Here is an 18,732-nt window from a genome sequence, read left to right on the forward strand (position 1 = left end):
CCTTCCCAGGTGTGGATCATTCAGTGATGCCCAGCTTGGCCAAACAATGGCCCTGACGGAAAGCACGCCGAACTAATTCAACGACCGAGGGCTGGTGAGCGTGCCAAGACAATCCTGCAAGGCTAGATTTAGGTCGACTGTGGCTGGCACATCACTAAGATGGTGCGTTCCCGACAACAACCAGGATGCGGAAACAATGCTGCCAATTGGGGGCCATGCACCAGCCCCTTCCGGACCCGGATTCACTTTACTTGACATAATGTAGATTATCGGCGCAACAGAAAGGGTTGACTTTAGGGGACTGGCGGCACCTTTTGGGTCACATTCAGAAAACCCCGCAGAGCATTCATCCACGCCTCAAATTGGTCCAGATGGGCGTCGTGGCTGGCGTTCTGCAGATCGACGCGAATAGTTCCAGGCCTCCGACTTGGCGAATTCCTGCTTCTGCGCCTCGGTGAACATTCCACCGTCGGCGTACACCACCAGCGCCCTGGACTGCACGGAAATCCATTCATCCCAGCGGGGCTGCATGACGTAACGGATACAGCGTTCCATGACGTCCGCATCAAATCGGGGCCAAAGTCCGTTGCCACGCATCTGCATGGATTTCACCCAGGCGGACGCCACTGGTGAATCTCCCAGAAACGCCAACGCGGCAGCCGCATCGGCAAATGGCACGGGCCAACTGGCGAAAAACGCCCCGAGGTTCGCGGCGTCCTCCAGCGAACCTGACCCGGCATCACTCTCAAGCAACACCAGCGAATCGATCAGATCCGGGCGCGCCGCAGCAACCAACATGGCCGCGTGAGCCCCCATGGATTGCCCTGCAAGATGAACCGGCGCACCCGGGCTGACGTAAGCAATGAGCGCAACAACATCCTGCACAAACGCATCCCTGGAAACATCCAACGGCCCACGTGTGCTGCGCCCGTGACCCCGCTGGTCCACCGCCACCACGCGATACTGCTGCGCCAAGGCGGCCATGGTGGGCGCAAACTCCCCCGACTCCCCCGCCAATCCGTGCAGAATTACCATCACTGGACCAGCACCACAAACCACAAACCACAAATGCCAGATCAGTCCCGTCCCGGGTGATCAAGGACCACTGAAAAGTGACATCGCCTGGGGCTGACTCCCCCGAATTAATCGAATTAATGTTCGAACAATTCGCTAGGCACCCACGTAGGCAGCAAGGTGCTGGCCCGTCAGTGTTTCCTGGGAAGCCACCAGCTCGGTCGGCGTTCCCTCGAAGACCACGGTTCCGCCGTCGTGCCCGGCACCGGGGCCAATGTCGATGATCCAATCGGCATGCGCCATGACGGCCTGGTGATGTTCGATCACGATGACAGACTTCCCCGATTCCACGAGCCGGTCCAGCAACCCCAGCAGCTTCTCCACATCAGCCAGGTGCAGGCCCGTGGTGGGCTCGTCCAGAACGTAGATGCCGCCCTTCTCCCCCAGGTGTGTGGCCAGTTTGATGCGCTGGCGCTCACCGCCTGACAGGGTTGTCAGCGGCTGGCCCAGCGTTAAATACCCGAGTCCGACGTCGGACAGGCGGCTGAGGATCTTGTGCGCGGCAGGCAACTTGGCCTCCCCATCGCGGAAGAACTCCTCAGCGTGGTCCACGGACATGGTCAGCACCTCGCTGATGTTCTTCCCGCCAAGGTGGTATTCGAGGACGGCGGCCTGGAAACGCCGACCCTCGCATTCCTCGCAGACAGTGGAGACACCAGCCATCATGCCCAGATCCGTGTAAATAACGCCGGCACCATTGCATGTGGGGCAGGCCCCCTCTGAGTTGGCACTGAACAGGGCAGGCTTGACGCCGTTCACCTTTGCGAAGGCCTTCCGAATAGGCTCCAGCAAACCCGTGTACGTTGCGGGATTGCTGCGCCGAGAACCACGAATGGCGCCTTGATCCACCGTGACTACGCCTTCGCGGCCAGACACCGAGCCGTGGATCAGTGAACTCTTGCCCGAGCCAGCAACACCCGTAACCACTGTAAGGACACCGAGGGGAATGTCGACGTCAACATTCTTGAGGTTGTTCTCGGTTGCCCCGCGAACCTCTAGCACCCCAGAGCCCTTTCGCGGCGTCGTCTTGAGCGAAATCCGGTCGTCGAGGTGCTTGCCGGTGAGGGTGTCGCTGGCGCGTAGCCCTGCCACCGTGCCCTCGAACACCACTTGTCCACCAAGCGTTCCCGCGCGAGGGCCAAGGTCGATCACATGGTCCGCGATGGCAATGGCCTCTGGTTTGTGCTCCACAACCAACACGGTGTTTCCCTTGTCACGCAGCTGCAACAGAAGCTTGTTCATCCGTGCAATATCGTGCGGATGCAGGCCAATCGTCGGCTCATCGAAGACGTATGTGATGTCGGTAAGAGAGGAGCCCAGGTGGCGGATCATCTTGGTCCGCTGAGCCTCACCACCGGAGAGCGTTCCTGACGGCCGCTCCAGCGACAGGTAGCCCAGGCCAATGTCAACGAACGAGTCCAGGGTCTCCCCCAGCGCCTCCAACAACGGCGCCACTGACGGCTCGTGCAGGGACCTCACCCATGCCGCCAAGTCACTGATCTGCATGGCGCATGCATCCGAGATGCTGACGCCCTCAATCCTGGAGTTTCGTGCATGTTCTGCAAGGCGTGTACCTGCACACTCCGGGCAGGTGGTGAAGACGACGGCGCGTTCAACGAAGGCGCGAATGTGCGGCTGCATTGCGTCCACGTCCTTGGCCAGCATGGACTTCTGCATCTTGGGGATGATGCCCTCATAGGTGAGGTTGATGCCCTCGACCTTGACCTTGGTGGGCTCCCGGTACAAAAGATCGTGCAGTTCCTTCTTCGTGAACTTACCCAGCTTCTTGTCCATGTCGAAGAAGCCGGTCCCGCCGAAGATGCGCCCGTACCAGCCGTCCATGCTGTAGCCGGGCACGGTGAGGGCGCCTTCGGAAAGTGACTTCTCGGCGTCGAACAACGCCTCTAAATTGAAGTCGTTGACCTTGCCCATACCCTCGCAGCGGGGGCACATGCCACCGGTGATGGAGAAGCTGCGGCGCTCCTTGACCTTCTCCCCCGCCTTTTCAATCGTGATGGCGCCTGCGCCGGAAACCGAGGCCACGTTGAAGGAGTAGGCCTGTGGGGATCCAATGTGCGGCTGCGCGAGGCGGCTAAAGACGATGCGCAGCATGGCGTTGGCATCCGTGACCGTGCCAACGGTGGAGCGCGGGTTGGCACCCATGCGCTCCTGATCCACCAAGATGGCTGTGGTCAGGCCTTCCAGCACGTCGACGTCGGGCCGGGCCAGGGTTGGCATGAAGCCCTGCACGAACGCGCTATAGGTTTCGTTGATCATCCGCTGCGATTCGGCGGCGATGGTGCCGAACACCAACGAGCTCTTGCCCGAGCCGGAAACTCCGGTGAAAACCGTCAGGCGGCGTTTGGGAATCTCAACACTGATGTCCTTGAGGTTGTTTACGCGCGCTCCCTGAACCCGAATTAGGTCATGCCTGTCAGCGGCGTGAAGCGCTGTCACATGGTTTTCAGTTCCGGTGTCCGTGGTCATGGTCTCTCAATTCTGTAGGGCATCATCACCTGGTTGGCCAAGCAGCTGTAGCGGCAGCCAACGTCAACTGTATCCCCAAGGCGTGACACCTTCGCGGCAGTTATTGCGTTCAATAATAGGCGTCGAAGCACATCAGTTACTTCTTGAATTCTGCTCGCATGAGAATCCCGCATCCGCCAGCAAATGTGGTTCCGTGAAATTCGGCAGCCCGTGTCACTTCCGTGAAACTCCACTGGTGGTGCAAAAGGATGGACGCCTGATTGGCTGCATTCACCACGTACCACGCGCAGCTGGAGCGCTTCCTGATCCAGTCGAGCCGGGCCTGGGTCAATTCCGTTGCCACCCCCTGCCTGCGCCACAGGGGGTTGACCGTGATGCCCCCGAGATACTGGCCGGCCGGAGCCGGTCTGTCCGCGTGATCCCAAAAGTGTGTCTTTGCCCAGGCAATAACGGCCTCACCTGACGTTGCGACAAGTACCAGCCTGCCCTCATCCGAGATGGCGCGGCGCATGGACTCCACGGTGCTGCCGGACCGGCCCGCCAGAGCATTGATATCCAGGATTTGTGGAACATCCTCCATCGCAGCTGGGCGAACAGCTGCTCTTTCACCAGGGCCTGGATCAGCCATGGCCAAGCACTTCGGTGAGGTACGCGGCGTCGCGCACATACATCTCCGCGTCGTCGTTCAGCCCGGGTTTGCCCAACTCCGCGGCCTTCTCGCGAGATAGTTCAGCCAGGTCAAAAAGCCGGATGACCGCCACTCGCAGAACATCGAACCAACCGTGCTGTGAACCGTAGGCGTCGAGGATGATCTGCACCCGGGCACGGGCCTGATCCATGTCAGGAGCACCGGCGGGCGTATCCCGCGTGAGAGGTACGGCGCGGGTGGCGAAGTAGGCGATGTCCCAAAGCCGTGGCCCGGGTGAACACATATCAAAGTCGATGGCCCCCACCATGCGTCCGCCCTCGAAGGCTAAGTTGTGAGGCGCATAGTCGTTGTGGCAGATGACTTCGGCAGGGATCTTGGACGGTGACTGCCACAGTGCGGCATCGAGACTAAAACCTGCGCTGGCGTCATGGAGTCGGCGCAGTTGCCTGGCCCCGTCAACAAGGACAACCTCATTCCACACCCACTCGGGGAGAGGATAGAGGGGCACCTCTCCTGCGACAAACGTCAATCGTTCCCGGTGTCCCTCAATCCCCAAGGGCTGTGGAATCCAGTCGATCCCGGCCCGGTCCAAATACTGCAGATATCGGTGAACCGTAGGCGTCCACGGTCCTGCATTGCGCAGCACCGTTTCGGCATCTCGTTCAACCGCGTTCATATTGCCGCCTGGCATGGGACCGTCCACGGAGCCTCCTGTCATGACCTTGCCCGAACAAAGGCCTGGATTAGGGCTCCAGTGACGGGTTTTTCACAAGGAACAACTCACACTTGGCGTTGTAGTACTTCTTGGACTGTCCCAGGTGTTCCATGCCGATCCGGCGGCACACGCTCTGCGAAGCCTCGTTTGCGGGGTTGGTCACCGCCACAACCTGCTCAATGCCTGAGGCAAAGGCGTGCTCCAGGACAGCGGCGGCTGCCTCAGCAGCAAAGCCATTGCCCCAGTGGTCGGGATGGAAGTGCCATCCAATCTCCACATCATCGGAAGGTTGCAACGGCTCTTCACCCGACGCCGGAATCGGTTTGAGCAGCAGCGTCCCCACGGGCAGGCCGTCCTCCTTGCGCGTCACGGCCCAAATACCGTGCACGGGGTGGTCGAGGTCCTGGAATCGGCGCACTCTCTCCTCGGCTTCTGCACGGCTTTCCATAACAGCGGGCTCGGTGCCGATGAAGCGTTGCACCACCCACCGGGAGTACAGATCGTAGACAAAATCGACGTCGGAATCTTCCCAAGGACGCAGGGCTAGGCGTTCGGTATTAATTACAGAGGTCATGCGACCATTATGCACGGTCACTCGATTTCGCACTTTTAGGGAGTCGGCATCGTCCCAAGCTCCTGTGACGAGATGCCAGCAGGGATTACTTGGCACAATGGTAGGGACAGCTCCAGAACTTATGAGGATCCCCATGCCCAACACACCCCTGATTGACGACTCCTACCTTCAGCAGGCCGTCGCCACCGTCCTTGAAAGCGGCTCGCTGCCCCAGATAGTGCAGGCCGGCCATCCCGTGTTGCGCACCCAAGCTCGCCCCTTTACGGGACAGCTCAGCGCCCATGATCTCGCGGCACTCATCGCGATCATGACCGAGACCATGCGCGCCGCCCCGGGCGTTGGCCTCGCCGCACCCCAGATAGGGATCCCGCTTCAGCTCGCCGTCCTTGAAGACCAATATGAGGTAACGCCAGAAAACGCCATGGTGCGTCGCCGCGAACCTCTCGAGCTTTTCGCCATCCTCAATCCCCACTACACGCCTGTGGGGCATGAGTTGGCTTCACATTACGAAGGGTGCCTGTCGATGTCGGGATGGCAGGGTGTGGTTGACCGGCACGCCGCGGTCGATCTGGCGTACAACGACGAACACGGCTCCGCGCGCACCGCCCGGTTCACGGGGTGGCAGGCAAGAATCGTTCAGCACGAGACTGACCACCTCTCCGGCACACTGTATATAGACAAGGCCTACACACGGTCCTTGGCCAGCAACGTCAACTACAGCGAGTTCTGGGCCAATCCAGACGTGACGGACGCCAAGGCTGGACTCAACTTCTAAGCTTCCTTCAAGAGCGTCGAATACACTCGCCGCCCACCGGTTCCTACCAACAGGTCCGGGCGGGCCAAGCAGCACTCCGTCGCAACCTAAGATTGACACTATGGAAATCGCTGCCGTCAACGCCCTGTTGTGCCCTCATTGCGGACTCAGCTTCAACACTCCGGCACCCGGGGACAACGCCCTGGTCTGCGCCAGTGGCCACACCTTTGACATCGCCCGGCAGGGCTACCTGAACCTACTCACCGGCCACGGCACTAAATTTGTCCCTGACACCGCGGACATGGTGGGCGCCCGCGACGCTTTCCTTGACGCCGGCCACTACCAGGGCCTCGGCGACGCGCTCGCAGCAAGGGTCCAAGCCCATCTAGCATCCACGAGCGAACCGGCACTCGTTGTCGATGCAGGCACGGGAACCGGCTGGTATTTGCAACAAGTCTTGGCGGCCACGAGCGCCAGGGGTCCGGCCGCGATTGGATTGGACATCTCCAAGTTTGCTTTGCGCCGGGCAGCCAGACGCAATCCCCTCGCCGCGAACATCGTGTGGGATCTCTGGCGCGAGCTGCCGCTGGGAGCCGGCACAGCCGACGTCGTGCTTGTCATCTTTGCCCCGCGCAACGCGGCCGAGTTTGCCCGCATCCTCAAGCCGGGCGGCATGTTGATGGTTGTCACTCCCCTGCCAAGTCATTTAGCCGACATTGCCCAGGAAGCCGGCATGCTGGGCATCCAGGAAGACAAGGAAGCAGCCCTGGTCCAGTCCATGGCTGGCGATTTCCAACTCGTGGATAGTCAGGAACTCTTGGTCCCTCTTGAGCTATCCCCGGCCGACGTTGGAAATGTTGCCCTCATGGGACCGGCCGGACATCACGTTGACGCGCTCGAGTTGGGTCGCAAACTCGCCCACATGCCAGATATGACGCATGCAACGGCCGCATTTAGGATCTCCGTCTTCGCGCCGAGGACCCGCGCCTAGTCCCGTGCGCTAGTCCTGGGAAACTGGGTCGAGGGGTGCTGAAATGTCCACCATGGCGCTCTTGCGGTTGGTGGCGTGGAGGTCAACGCGCAGCCATCGCAACGTCACTTGCGTCAATGGCCCCACTCCGAGAGCGAAGGCTGCCGTGCCGGCACCCACGACTCCCCCGAGGAAGAATCCAACCACTACGACGCTGAGTTCGATTCCTGTACGGATGAGCCACACCGGCTTGCCACTGACTCGGACCAGGCCCGTCATCAATCCATCTCGCGGGCCGGGCCCCAAGCCGGCGCCAATGTACAACGCCGTGGCAAAGGCCAACAGGAATAGGCCCGCCGCAAAGACGGCGATCTGCAGTGCAAGGTGATTGGCCTGCGGGATTAGTGCCAATCCCACATCGGCAAAGAGGCCAACGAGCAGCGCATTGGCTACCGTGCCAAATCCTGGCTTTTGCTTCAGCGGGATCCAGAAGAGCAGAACCACGCCGCTAATGATGATGGTGCACATTCCGAACGAGATTCCGGTGGATCGCGAGAGGCCTTGCGAAAAAACGTCCCATGGGGACGCGCCAATATTTCCCCGGATCATGAGGGCTATGGCCACGCCGTACAGGGCCAGGCCCAGGAAGAGCCGGGTCACGCGGGCTGGAAGGTTTCGAGTTGTCAGAAAGAGGCGCATGCGTCAATTCTACTAAAACTGGACTTACGCAAAAGGGCCAATTCCACTAATGTGGATTTATGAACTCTTTTGTCACCGGCCGCCGGCTAGCACGCGAATTGGGCGAATGGCGCAGCGCGGCCCCGGCCTATCGAGCCCTGGCCGAGCGTATCCGGGTCCTGCTCTTGGACGGACGGCTGTCCAGCGGCGCCAAACTCCCCGCCGAGCGAGAGCTGAGTCAGGCGTTGGACCTGAGCCGCACAACCGTTGCGGCTGCGTATTCCAAACTGCGTGACGACGGGTTCCTTGAAAGCGTGCGGGGATCCGGCAGCACCTTGCAATTGCCTGGCCGGATCCGCGGGGAGCATGCCCTCCACCACGGACTGGCCCTGGACTTCACCAAGGCCACGGCTCCGGCCTATCCTGGCATCCAAAACGCCTTTGCGGCCGCGTTGGAGGAGTTACCTACCTACCTGGGCCATGACGGTTTCGATCTGGTGGGCCTGCCCGATCTGCGTGAAGCCATCGCTCAAAATTATCGGGATCGGGGCCTGCCAACGTCGCCGGATCAGATCATGGTGACGATCGGCGCGCAGCACGGCCTCAACCTCATCACCCGGACCCTCTACTCCCCCGGCGAACGCATCCTGGTGGAGCAGCCCACGTATCCGCACGCGCTGGACACCTTCGCCGCGGTCGGCGCACGCGTCATCGCATTCCCGGTCCGTCAGGACGGCGGATGGGATTTACCAGAAGCGCTGCTGCAGATTCGGCGGGCAGCACCTACCTTGGCGTACCTCATGCCGGATTTTCACAATCCCACAGGCATGAGCATGTCAATCCACGAACGCGAGTACCTTGCCGCCGCCGCAGCACGTGAGGGCACGGTGCTGGTGGTGGATGAAACTACCGCCCTACTGGATATTGACCGTGGCCCCATGCCTCCCATGGCTGCCTTTTCCTCCAACATCCTCACCCTGGGGTCGCTGGGCAAAATCGCATGGGGCGGGCTGCGGGTGGGATGGATTCGCGGCTCCCGTGAAATTCTGGCCCAGCTCCTACGCAACCGTCCCGGCGTCGACCTTGGCACGCCGCTCGTGGAACAGCTCGTAGCGGCGAAGCTGATTCAGGACATGCCGTCCATGATGGCCAGCCGCAGCCTTGATCTTCGCCGCGGCAGGGACACGGCCATCAAGCTGCTGCGCGAGCAGCTGCCCCAGTGGCAGGTACAGGTCCCGGATGGTGGCCTATGCCTGTGGATCAACACCGAAACCGTTTCCAGCTCGGCCCTGGCCTTGGCCGCACGGTCGGAGGGGATGGGCCTTGTCCCGGGTCCCAGATTCGGCATCGACGGAGCTTTTGAACGGTACCTGCGCCTACCCTTTAGCTACAGCGACGAGCAGTTGCACGATGGCATAGCGATCCTGGGCCGCATCAGCGGCGAGGTCGGCTCCGATCCATTGAGAATGCCCCTTCAGGCAGTCATCTAGCCGGATTTTCCCGGCTCTACGTAGTAGTGTCATACATACGGAATTAAGTCTCTAAGGGGGACGAAATGCTCGAATGGATTAATGATTTTGGCTGGATCATCTGGCTGACAGTATTTCTGCTGTTGGCCGTGGCTGAGATGTTGACGCTGAACCTATACTTCATCTTGATGTCGGTGGGGGCGTTAGCCGCTCTGGTGGCCTTCCTGTTCAATGCAGAACTGTGGCTGCAGATTGTGATCTTCTGCGTCGTAGCCCTCGCCACCACTGTCCTGATCAGGCCCTTGGCGCTAGCCCATCTGCACCGCGGCCCCGCCGACCAACTCTCCAATGTTGACCGCCTCATTGGTCACAAGGCTGTGGTTCTTGAGACCGTAGGCATGGGCGGCGGCTTGGTGAAGATTGGCGGAGACATTTGGACTGCACGGATCAATGGCGGCAGTGAGATTCCCGTTGGAGCGGCCGTGGAAGTTGAATCCATCGACGGCGCCACCGCCATCATCAGCCAACCTTCGGCCCATAAATCGGCCGGACCTGCCACAACAACTGCTTAAACACCGCTGTTGCGCCGCCGGTTCACGCCCAGTGTGCCACAGGGCGTCAAGCGCATAGATTCTTCGCGGCGTATTGATTCTTTACACAGAAAAGAGGGGATTTCATGGGAGACGGAGCCGGCACAGTTGTGTGGCTATTTGTAGTTTTAGTCCTACTGATATTTGTAGTAATTGTCCTTGTTCGATCAGTGCGCATCATTCCACAGGCTCGCGCGGGCGTTGTGGAGCGGCTGGGTAAATACCAGCGCACGCTCAATCCAGGTTTGACGGTTCTCATTCCATTCGTGGACCGCCTTCTGCCGCTGCTCGATCTGCGTGAACAGGTGGTGTCCTTCCCGCCGCAGCCTGTCATCACGGAGGACAACCTGGTTGTCTCGATTGACACGGTGGTGTACTTCCAGGTGACCGATCCCCGTGCGGCGACGTACGAGATCGCGAACTACATTCAGGCTGTTGAACAGCTGACAACCACCACCTTGCGTAACGTAGTGGGTGGTTTGAACCTTGAAGAGGCGCTGACCTCGCGTGACCAGATCAATGGTCAGTTGCGCGGTGTGCTCGATGAGGCCACCGGCCGCTGGGGCATTCGCGTCAGCCGCGTTGAGCTCAAGGCCATTGATCCGCCCTTGTCCATCCAGGACTCGATGGAAAAGCAGATGCGCGCCGAGCGTGACCGCCGTGCGGCCATTCTGACGGCCGAAGGAACCAAGCAGTCCGCCATTCTGACAGCCGAAGGTGAGCGCCAGTCCTCCATCTTGAAGGCTGAAGGTGACGCCAAGGCCGCGATTCTACGCGCCGATGGTGAATCTCAGGCCATTCAGAAGGTCTTCAGTGCTATTCACAAGGGCAATCCCACGCAAAAGTTGCTGGCGTACCAGTACCTGCAGACCCTGCCCAAGATCGCCTCGGGTACCTCCAACAAGTTGTGGATTATTCCCAGTGAAGTTGGCGAAGCCCTGAAGGGAATCGGCAACGTTTTGGGCAACACGGCAACTGACGCGGACGACGCCGTCGACCTCGCCAAGGCCCCCGAAGCCTAACCGACGAGGCATATGCACCACCTTCCGGCGGGGAAGAAACGCAAAGCGCGGCTAGGCACGTATAATGGGTGCTTGGCCGCGTGGCGTTTTGCCCGGCCACACTTTTCGCACCCTGACCCCGCAGGAACAATTGCAGGACATGGTGCGTTGAAATTAATGTCGAAAATCCTTGGACGCCAGCGCCAGCCGCTGAAATCCTTGGTAAGCACGCTTGCCTCATGAATGTCGTGGAGCAAGAGAACAACTTGAGGGAGAAGTCATGAGCGATCGCAGCCTGCGTGGCATGCGCTTGGGCGCACAGAGCATGGAGACGGAATCCGGTGTAGAGCCTGCGCCCCGCCAAAGCGTGGAGTACCGTTGCGCCGATGGCGAGCAGGTCTTTGTCACTTTCTCATCTGAAGCTGAGATCCCGGCAACCTGGATGTCCAAGACGGGCAAGGAGGCTCTGCTGGTCAACGGCGAGGCTCCTGACACCTCCAACGACAAGCCTGTCCGTACTCACTGGGACATGCTCCTTGAGCGCCGGACACTCCCCGAACTGGAGACCATCTTGGCTGACCGGTTGACCATCCTGCGCGAACGCCGCGGCGAAAAAGTCTAAGGAACCTTTCCAGGCAGAGACTTTTGCTTCTGCGCTGAGAAGTTTTTGAACCAAAAAATGGTGGGCGCCCATAACTGGGTGCCCACCATTTTTGTATCTACCCCACCGAGGACCAATCAGTTGGTCCTCAGTGGCAACTGAAAACTACTTGTTGCGACCTGTCAGTTTGGCCCAGCGTGAGCTCAAACCCCATTTGGTCACGTTCAGCATGGCTTCCTGAACAATGTTGCCGCTCATCTTGGAGGCACCAAATTCACGCTCAACGAAGGTGATGGGCACCTCGACCACTTTGCACCCCATCTGCCAGACACGCCACAGCATGTCCACCTGGAAACCGTAGCCAACTGATTCAACTGCCTTGAAATCCAGTGCTTCAAGCGTGGTTCGGCGAAATGCCCGGTAACCGCCGGTGACGTCGCGGACCGGAATGCCCAGCAACACACGGGAGTAAAGGCTGCCGCAGGTGGAGATCAGCTTCCGGTGCAGCGGCCAGTTGACTACTTTTCCGCCCGGGACCCAGCGCGAACCCAACACCAGGTCTGCTCCCTGATCGACAGCGTCCAACAGCAGTGGCAACTGCTCGGGCTGGTGTGATCCATCGGCGTCCATTTCCACCAGGACGTCATACCCGGCTTCCAGTCCCCAAGTAAATCCGGCGAGGTAGGCAGCTCCAAGGCCTTCTTTCCCGGCACGGTGCAAGACGTGAACTTGGGGATCATTGGCGGCAAATTCGTCGGCCCACGCCCCGGTGCCATCGGGGCTGTTGTCGTCAGCCACGAGAACATCGCTGTGTGGAACTGCAGCGCGCAACCGGGCCAGGGTCTTTGGCAGCGATTCGATCTCGTTGTACGTGGGAATGATCGTCAGGACACGCAACAATTGGTGCCTTTCCGTGGTGAAAGTGAAGTGGAAGGCCCTGGGCCGCAACCGCTGGTGTCTGGTCAAGGCAAGTCATCACGGCGATTGGCGGCTAAGGCCAAAACACCAGTATAGGTGAGGTGGCTGGGGAAAAGATAAGTCCACGCGCCTTCGGACCAATTCGGCACAGGCCAAAGGCACTGCACTTTATTGTTTTCTACTGGCGCGTGAACTTATCCCCCAAGCGTCGGCTGGACGGTTTCCCGTTCCGACCGGGACCCTCCCTGAAGGAGGTTCTCCGCTCCCCTAAAACTAATTGCCGCCGCAGCCGCTGTCAACACGGTGCTGACCTGCACCGATACGCATCGGTGCAGGTCAGCGCGATATTACCCAAATGGACTATTCCCGGCAGGCGCTTTCCCAGGCATGGATTTTATGCATGCTCGGCCATGCTGTTGAAATCTTCGCTGGCGTACAGTTCTCGCCCCAGATGGACCGTCTGAAGGCAGCGGGGATCGTTGTCACCATCAAGCGCAGGCAACAGCGGCGTCCTGGCACGGGGGTCGGTTGACCATGACTGCACCCTTTCATCGGCGACCTGAACCATGAGCTGTTCCACATCCCAAATGGCGAAACTGGCCGGCGCACCCGGAGCCAACTGACCGTGGAAGGGGTTCTCGGACTTGGCGGCGCGCCAACCGGCGCGGGTATGGGCAATGAACGCTGCACGCGCGGAAATCCGTGAGGATTCTTCATGGTGGTTCAACGCGGCACGCACACTGGCCCAGGGGTTCAGGGGCGTGACGGGAGCGTCAGAACCGAAGAACGCTGGAACACCGGCGCCATAGAATCGCGCCAGCGGATTTAGCGCAAGCGCGCGCTGTACACCCAATCGTTGGGCATACATTCCGGAGCTTCCACCCCATGCGGCATCAAAGGCTGGCTGCACAGAAACCCCAACGGCGTGGTGGGCCAGAGCCGCAAGGGCCGCATCGTCCACCATCTCGGCGTGTTCCAGCCGGTGCCCTGCCGCGCGAATCTTGTCTATGCCCACCATTTTGGTGGCTTCCTCAAGCCCGGCAACGGCAATGTCCATGCCGCCGTCACCAATGACATGGAAGCCGCCTGTCAGCCCCAATTCAGACGTGGCCGCCAGGTGCTTGACTACCTGCTCGACCGTCAGCTGTGCCTTGCCCCAAGTCTCTGGGGCGTCCGCGTAGGGCTGGCGGAGCAGTGCTGAGCGCGATCCCAGCGAACCATCAATGTTCAGGTCCCCGGCCAATCCCAGCACATCAACGCCAAGACCAGCCAAGTGCGCCAGCACGTCGCGAGCCTCGTCGGCACTGCCAACCAGCTGCCCCCAGTATGGCAATACCTGAGGAAACGCCTGTCCCATGGACATGAGCTGGGCAAGGTCCTCCCCCGAACCAACATGCGGAGCACTCATCTCAGCCAAGGCCACATAGCCATTGGCCGCCGCATGTCGCAGGGCTCGCTCCTGTACCGTGGCACGACGCTCCGGCGTAAGCGTGCGGGCCGCATCCCGGGCGGTTGTGTGCGCGACGCCGCTCACCAGGCCGTCACCGTCCCAACCAGGCATGGCTGCCAGCCCACAGCGCTGGGCCAGACTTGCCGAGACCAGAGCCGAATGTACGTCAACGCGGGCAAGATACACTTCACGCCCGCCGGCTGCTCGTTCCAACTCAGCGGCACCGGGAAGGCGAGGGTCTTCCCATAGGGCGTTGTCCCACCCGTGGCCAAGAAGCAAGCCACCTGCGGCAAGACTCGCAGCCGCCAAGGCCACGCTGTCCAGCATCGCCGTGGCGGAAGCCGCGCCGCCAAGGTCCAACGATTCCAGGGCAAGGCCGGTTTCGGTGACATGGACGTGCGAGTCCACAAATCCCGGAGCAACGAGGGCCCCACGCAGATCCACTTCACGCATGCGGGAGTCCAAGAGGGAGGTCGCCGCGTGTTCGGAGCCAACCCACGCAACTACATCACCGTCCACCAGCATGGCCGTCGCAAAGGGATCGGCGGCGCTGTAGACGGAGCCGTTTCGGTACATGGTTAATGACATGGGAAGAGTCAATCCTTTCAACAAAAACATTCACAAAAACTTGGGACAGGCAGTGATCTGAAACCGCCGGAAAAGCGCTAGTCCACCACGGCCGTGTACGCCACAACTCCTCGCCGCACCAGATCCATGGCCTGCCTGCAGACAGGTGAAAATCCAGCCGGTAGCGAGGGTACCTGGGAGAGCTGGCCTAGGAGGTCAATGACCTGTTTCGTCCAGCGGACAAAGTCACCGGCGGCCAGATCAGTTCCATGCAGTGAATCCTGCAGACTGCGACCCTTGGCCCACTTGTACATGGGCCACACCAATCCCAGTTCGGGCTCGCTGGTCAGGGGCAGTCTGTGGGATTCTTCGGCATCCTGCAGTCTGGACCACAGCACCACCACGTCCTCGACAGCCTGCTCCAGGCTCACGCTTGGCATCCGAGGTCGCGAACCCTCGGCGTCCCGCTTGGACTGGTAGACCAGCGAGGTGACAAAAGCGGCCAGCTCGGGTGCGTCGAGATCGGAGAAGGCGCCCTGTCGCAAAGCCAAGGCAATCAGCAGATCCTTTTCGCCGTACACACGACGCAGGCGCTGGCCATCCTCGCTGGGACGCAAGTTCCCGGCGTCGTCCGCCACCACGAATCCGTAGCCTGCCAGCAGGTCGATGACCCGGTCAAAGGTCCGCGCAATGGTGTTGGTGCGTGCTTGGATGGCGCGCACAATCCCATCGGTCTCCTTGCGCAGCTTCCACCATCGCTCGGACCAGCGCGCATGGTCCTCGCGTTCGCTGCAGCCATGGCAGGGGTGGGCGCGCAGGTTCCGGCGCAGGGTGGCGGTCGCCTCATTCTCGCTCTCCGAGTCGGCATAGCCGAAGGCGGCAGAGCGATGTGGACGCTGTTGTGAGGGTTCATTCAGCTTCGCTTCCACGGCGGCCAACAGATTGCGTTTGTCCTTGGGAACCTTCGGGTTGAAACCCTTGGGGACGCGTACCTGTGCCAGTGCCTCCACGGGTCCGGAAAAATCGTGGATGCTCAATCGCCGGTATTCCCTGTCGATGCCCAGAATCCCAGGGCGCGGTACCCGGGCATTTGCGTCGGCCTCAAGTACCACGGCGTATCCGGCGTTGCGCCCGCCCTGCACCATGATGACGTCGCCCGGGCGAAGGCTGGCAACGGAATCAACCACGGAGTCCCTGCGTTGCTTCGCCTTCGACTTTGAGGCGCCGGATTCATGGTCAGAGAGTTCACGGCGCAGCTTGGCGTACTCATTGAAATCGCCCAGATGACACGTCATTGACTTTTCATACCCGGCCAAGGACTCTTCCCTGGACCGGACTTGGCGCGCCAGGTCAACCACGGAACGGTCTGCCTGAAACTGGGCAAAGGAAGATTCGAGAATATCGCGGGTGCGAGCACGGCCAAATTGCGCCACGAGGTTGATGCTCATGTTGTAGGTGGGGCGGAAACTGGAGTTGAGCGGATAGGTGCGCTTGGAGGCCAGACCTCCCACCGCTGCAGGGTCTGTGCCAGGCTGCCACAGCACGACGGCGTGGCCTTCAACGTCGATCCCGCGACGTCCTGCACGGCCCGTCAGCTGGGTGTACTCCCCTGCAGTGATGCCCACGTGCGCTTCACCGTTGTACTTTTCCAGTTTCTCCAGGATGACCGTTCGGGCAGGCATGTTGATGCCGAGTGCGAGGGTTTCCGTGGCGAAAACTGCGCGCACCAGTCCATCGGCAAAGAGATCCTCAACCACTTCCTTGAAGCTGGGCAACATTCCGGCATGGTGGGCCGCCAATCCGCGCAGCAGTCCGTCGCGCCACCCCCAGAAGCCGAGGACGTCCCTGTCGGAGTCGGGCAGCTCGGCGCACGCCGTGTCAACGCGACGGGCGATTTCGGCCTGTTCATCGGAAGAGGTGAGCCACAAGCCGGCGGCTGCGCATTGCTGCACCGCCGCATCGCACGCGGCCCGCGAAAAAATGAAGGTGATGGCAGGAAGTAGATCTTGGCTGTCGAGGGCGCGAATAACCTGTGGACGGGAAGCCGCCTTGGCCCAACCCTGACTTGCGCCTTGATTCTGATTTCCGCGCTGCCCGCCTCGCTCATCGTGGGCGCTGGACGGTTGCTGGTATCCGCGGCCGCGTGAACCGCCGCCTCCGCGCCGGCCGTGGCTGGTTCCCCGGCCGATGCTGACGGATTCTGAACGCGCCAGCTTGAGGAGTTCCGGGTTGATCTTTGGTGTTTTGGAACCAGCGTTATTGTTGGTCCCAGCGGACTTGCCTACCCTGGACGTGGCCGTGTTTTCCGGGCTACCTGCAATCTCGTCGAAAGCTACGTTCTCCGCAAAGAGATCCACCAAATCACGACGCACCATGACGTGCTGCCAGAGCGGAACGGGCCGGTGCTCGGAAACAACCACGGCGGTATCTCCACGGACCGTACCGAGCCAGGACCCAAATTCTTCGGCGTTGGAGACGGTCGCGCTGAGCGAAATAACTGACACCTCGCTGGGCAGGTGAATGATGACCTCTTCCCAGACGGCGCCTCGAAAACGGTCGGCGAGGTAGTGGACCTCGTCCATGACCACATAGGCCAAACCAGCCAGTGTGTGGGAGTCGGCATAAAGCATGTTCCGCAGAACTTCGGTGGTCATGACCACAACGGGAGCCTCGGAGTTGATGCTGGTGTCACCCGTGAGGAGACCAACGTTTTCGGCCCCATACTTCTGCGCCAATTCCTGAAACTTTTGGTTGCTCAACGCCTTGATGGGCGTAGTGTAAAACGCCTTGTGTCCACGTTTAAGGGCCAGGTAAACGGAGAACTCGCCGACAATGGTCTTACCGGCACCGGTTGGAGCAGCAACTAAAACACCGCGACCGGCCTCAACGGCACGGCACGCGGTGTCTTGAAAATCATCCAATGCAAAAGCCAGAGTTGCCCTGAACTCTTCCAAATCAGTTCCCTGATCGGCAACGCGGTTCTTGGCCGCCAGGTAACGTTCGGAGGGGCTGATATTTTCTGAGGCAGGCATGTCTCCAGCCTACGTTAGATCACAGTATTTCCAGATCCTTTGAGGGCGTGGCCACATCTGCCGTGGACTCGGATTCCTTGACTTTTTTTGCGTCCCTGCGGTCGCGACGCTTGTCATTGAGAATGCACAAACCGATTGCGCCGAAGTACAGGATCAACAACGGTGCGGCGAGGAAGAACATGCTCATGACGTCTGAGCCGGGGGCTGCCATCGCCGAGACGATCGTGACACCAAGAATCGTAAAGCGCCAAGCCTTCAAGTAGGTCTTGCCCCGAACAATGCCAACAGCGTTGAGAGCAAAGAGCAGCACCGGTACCAGGAAGGCCGCACCCATGAACAGCATGAGCTGCATGGCAAATTGCAGGTATTCCAGGGCCGTGATGATGTTCGCGGCCTCACTACCCGCAGGGGTGAACGAGGTCAGCGCCTTCACAATATTTGGCCAGATCAACCAACCGGCATAAATGCCCGCCAAGAACAGTGGCACCGAGGCGAACATGTAGGAAAGCGTGTAACGGCGTTCCTTCTTCGTCAGGCCGGGGGTGATGAATGCCCAGAGTTGATAAATCCATACCGGCGAAGCAATGATCAGCCCCAGGATCAAGGCGATCTGGATTTTCAAGTCAAAGGACGTGGTGACACCCTGAAAGTTCAGGGTGGCAACAATGTTGCGTTCGTGGCTGATATCGCGCAGGGGCTGTGTGAGGGCAAAGAGCAGCGGATCATAAATAATCCAGCCCAGAATCACACCTGGGATCATGGCCAGGGCGCTCTTGAAAAGCCGGTTGCGGGCCTCAATCAGGTGCGCCTTAAGCGGCATCCGTCCTTCGGGGTTGGCTTTACGGCCTTTTGTAGCGCCCACCGGCTCATCAACCTTTTCTATGACTGAGCGCCGGTACCGGTTCCGGTACCCTCGCCCGAGGTGTTGCCCTGCGTCGGGTTGTTGACGATCTTGCCTTCAACGGGAGCCTCAGGCGCAGCGGGGGCTGCAGAAGCAGTCGGTGCCGCTGTTGGAGCATCATCCTTGCCGTCGTTCTTCATTTCCTTGACTTCGGACTTGATAATCCGCATGGACTGGCCAAGGCTGCGAGCCATTCCGGGCAACTTCGGGGCTGCGAAGAGCAGCAGAACAACGATGATGATGATGGTGATAGCCCAGGGGCTCTCAAAAAGTCTTCCCACGGTAACGCCTTTCCTTTTGGT

General features: G+C 60.3%; 17 protein-coding genes. 6 read left to right on the plus strand and 11 right to left on the minus strand.

The genetic code is table 11. From position 1 onward, the window contains the following. Positions 1 to 357 precede the first annotated feature (357 nt). From BLV41_RS06965 to BLV41_RS06985, 5 genes are all read right to left on the minus strand, one after another. Positions 358 to 1,035 (minus strand): alpha/beta fold hydrolase, encoded by a 678-nt coding sequence (locus BLV41_RS06965; RefSeq protein WP_244516996.1) that lies wholly within the window; start codon positions 1,033 to 1,035, stop codon positions 358 to 360. Positions 1,036 to 1,170: 135 nt separating this feature from the next. After that, on the minus strand, positions 1,171 to 3,561 hold the full coding sequence (locus BLV41_RS06970; protein WP_074711149.1) for an ATP-binding cassette domain-containing protein: 2,391 nt from the start codon (positions 3,559 to 3,561) through the stop codon (positions 1,171 to 1,173). A 136-nt stretch (positions 3,562 to 3,697) separates the two neighbouring features. Beyond that, entirely contained in the window at positions 3,698 to 4,189 is a 492-nt protein-coding gene (locus BLV41_RS06975) for a GNAT family N-acetyltransferase (protein ID WP_083360633.1), read from the minus strand. Continuing rightward, the gene (locus BLV41_RS06980) at positions 4,182 to 4,913 is read right to left on the minus strand and encodes a phosphotransferase (RefSeq protein ID WP_074713159.1); all 732 of its coding nucleotides are present in this window, start codon (positions 4,911 to 4,913) and stop codon (positions 4,182 to 4,184) included. The genes BLV41_RS06975 and BLV41_RS06980 overlap by 8 nt, the downstream gene beginning before the upstream one ends. Before the next feature lie 40 nt (positions 4,914 to 4,953). Further along, entirely contained in the window at positions 4,954 to 5,499 is a 546-nt protein-coding gene (locus tag BLV41_RS06985; protein WP_074711151.1) for a GNAT family N-acetyltransferase, read from the minus strand. Positions 5,500 to 5,632: 133 nt separating this feature from the next. Here BLV41_RS06985 and BLV41_RS06990 point away from each other — a divergent pair, with 133 nt between their 5' ends. Beyond that, entirely contained in the window at positions 5,633 to 6,274 is a 642-nt protein-coding gene (locus BLV41_RS06990; protein ID WP_244516775.1) for a peptide deformylase, read from the plus strand. Positions 6,275 to 6,374: 100 nt separating this feature from the next. Next, positions 6,375 to 7,244 (plus strand): putative RNA methyltransferase, encoded by an 870-nt coding sequence (locus BLV41_RS06995; protein ID WP_074711153.1) that lies wholly within the window; start codon positions 6,375 to 6,377, stop codon positions 7,242 to 7,244. Between the two features lie 9 nt (positions 7,245 to 7,253). Here BLV41_RS06995 and yczE read toward each other — a convergent pair whose 3' ends face one another. Further along, positions 7,254 to 7,922: a membrane protein YczE gene (yczE, locus tag BLV41_RS07000; RefSeq protein ID WP_074711154.1), complete on the minus strand. Its 669-nt coding sequence runs from the start codon at positions 7,920 to 7,922 to the stop codon at positions 7,254 to 7,256. A gap of 59 nt (positions 7,923 to 7,981) precedes the next feature. Here yczE and yczR point away from each other — a divergent pair, with 59 nt between their 5' ends. From yczR to BLV41_RS07020, 4 genes are all read left to right on the plus strand, one after another. Then, positions 7,982 to 9,391, plus strand: a complete 1,410-nt coding sequence (yczR, locus tag BLV41_RS07005) for a MocR-like transcription factor YczR (protein WP_074711155.1) — start codon at positions 7,982 to 7,984, stop codon at positions 9,389 to 9,391. Positions 9,392 to 9,456: 65 nt separating this feature from the next. Next, positions 9,457 to 9,942 carry an NfeD family protein gene (locus BLV41_RS07010; RefSeq protein WP_044575928.1) on the plus strand — a complete coding sequence of 162 codons (486 nt, stop codon included), beginning with the start codon at positions 9,457 to 9,459 and terminating at the stop codon, positions 9,940 to 9,942. Between the two features lie 104 nt (positions 9,943 to 10,046). Further along, complete coding sequence (locus BLV41_RS07015; protein ID WP_044575927.1) at positions 10,047 to 10,982, plus strand: SPFH domain-containing protein; 936 nt, start codon at positions 10,047 to 10,049, stop codon at positions 10,980 to 10,982. A 259-nt stretch (positions 10,983 to 11,241) separates the two neighbouring features. Then, positions 11,242 to 11,583, plus strand: a complete 342-nt coding sequence (locus tag BLV41_RS07020; protein ID WP_044575923.1) for an RNA polymerase-binding protein RbpA — start codon at positions 11,242 to 11,244, stop codon at positions 11,581 to 11,583. A 144-nt stretch (positions 11,584 to 11,727) separates the two neighbouring features. Here BLV41_RS07020 and BLV41_RS07025 read toward each other — a convergent pair whose 3' ends face one another. The 5 genes from BLV41_RS07025 to tatA form a co-directional block, all read right to left on the minus strand. Then, positions 11,728 to 12,459, minus strand: a complete 732-nt coding sequence (locus BLV41_RS07025; protein WP_044575970.1) for a polyprenol monophosphomannose synthase — start codon at positions 12,457 to 12,459, stop codon at positions 11,728 to 11,730. Positions 12,460 to 12,874: 415 nt separating this feature from the next. Then, positions 12,875 to 14,518: an amidohydrolase gene (locus tag BLV41_RS07030; RefSeq protein WP_083360634.1), complete on the minus strand. Its 1,644-nt coding sequence runs from the start codon at positions 14,516 to 14,518 to the stop codon at positions 12,875 to 12,877. Between the two features lie 77 nt (positions 14,519 to 14,595). Then, positions 14,596 to 17,529 (minus strand): DEAD/DEAH box helicase, encoded by a 2,934-nt coding sequence (locus BLV41_RS07035; protein ID WP_074711157.1) that lies wholly within the window; start codon positions 17,527 to 17,529, stop codon positions 14,596 to 14,598. A 19-nt stretch (positions 17,530 to 17,548) separates the two neighbouring features. Next, entirely contained in the window at positions 17,549 to 18,349 is an 801-nt protein-coding gene (gene tatC / locus BLV41_RS07040; protein ID WP_044575912.1) for a twin-arginine translocase subunit TatC, read from the minus strand. Between the two features lie 59 nt (positions 18,350 to 18,408). After that, positions 18,409 to 18,711 (minus strand): Sec-independent protein translocase subunit TatA, encoded by a 303-nt coding sequence (tatA, locus tag BLV41_RS07045; protein ID WP_044575908.1) that lies wholly within the window; start codon positions 18,709 to 18,711, stop codon positions 18,409 to 18,411. Between the last annotated feature and the right edge of the window lie 21 nt (positions 18,712 to 18,732).

This window comes from Arthrobacter alpinus, from assembly GCF_900105965.1.
Lineage (GTDB): Bacteria > Actinomycetota > Actinomycetes > Actinomycetales > Micrococcaceae > Specibacter > Specibacter alpinus.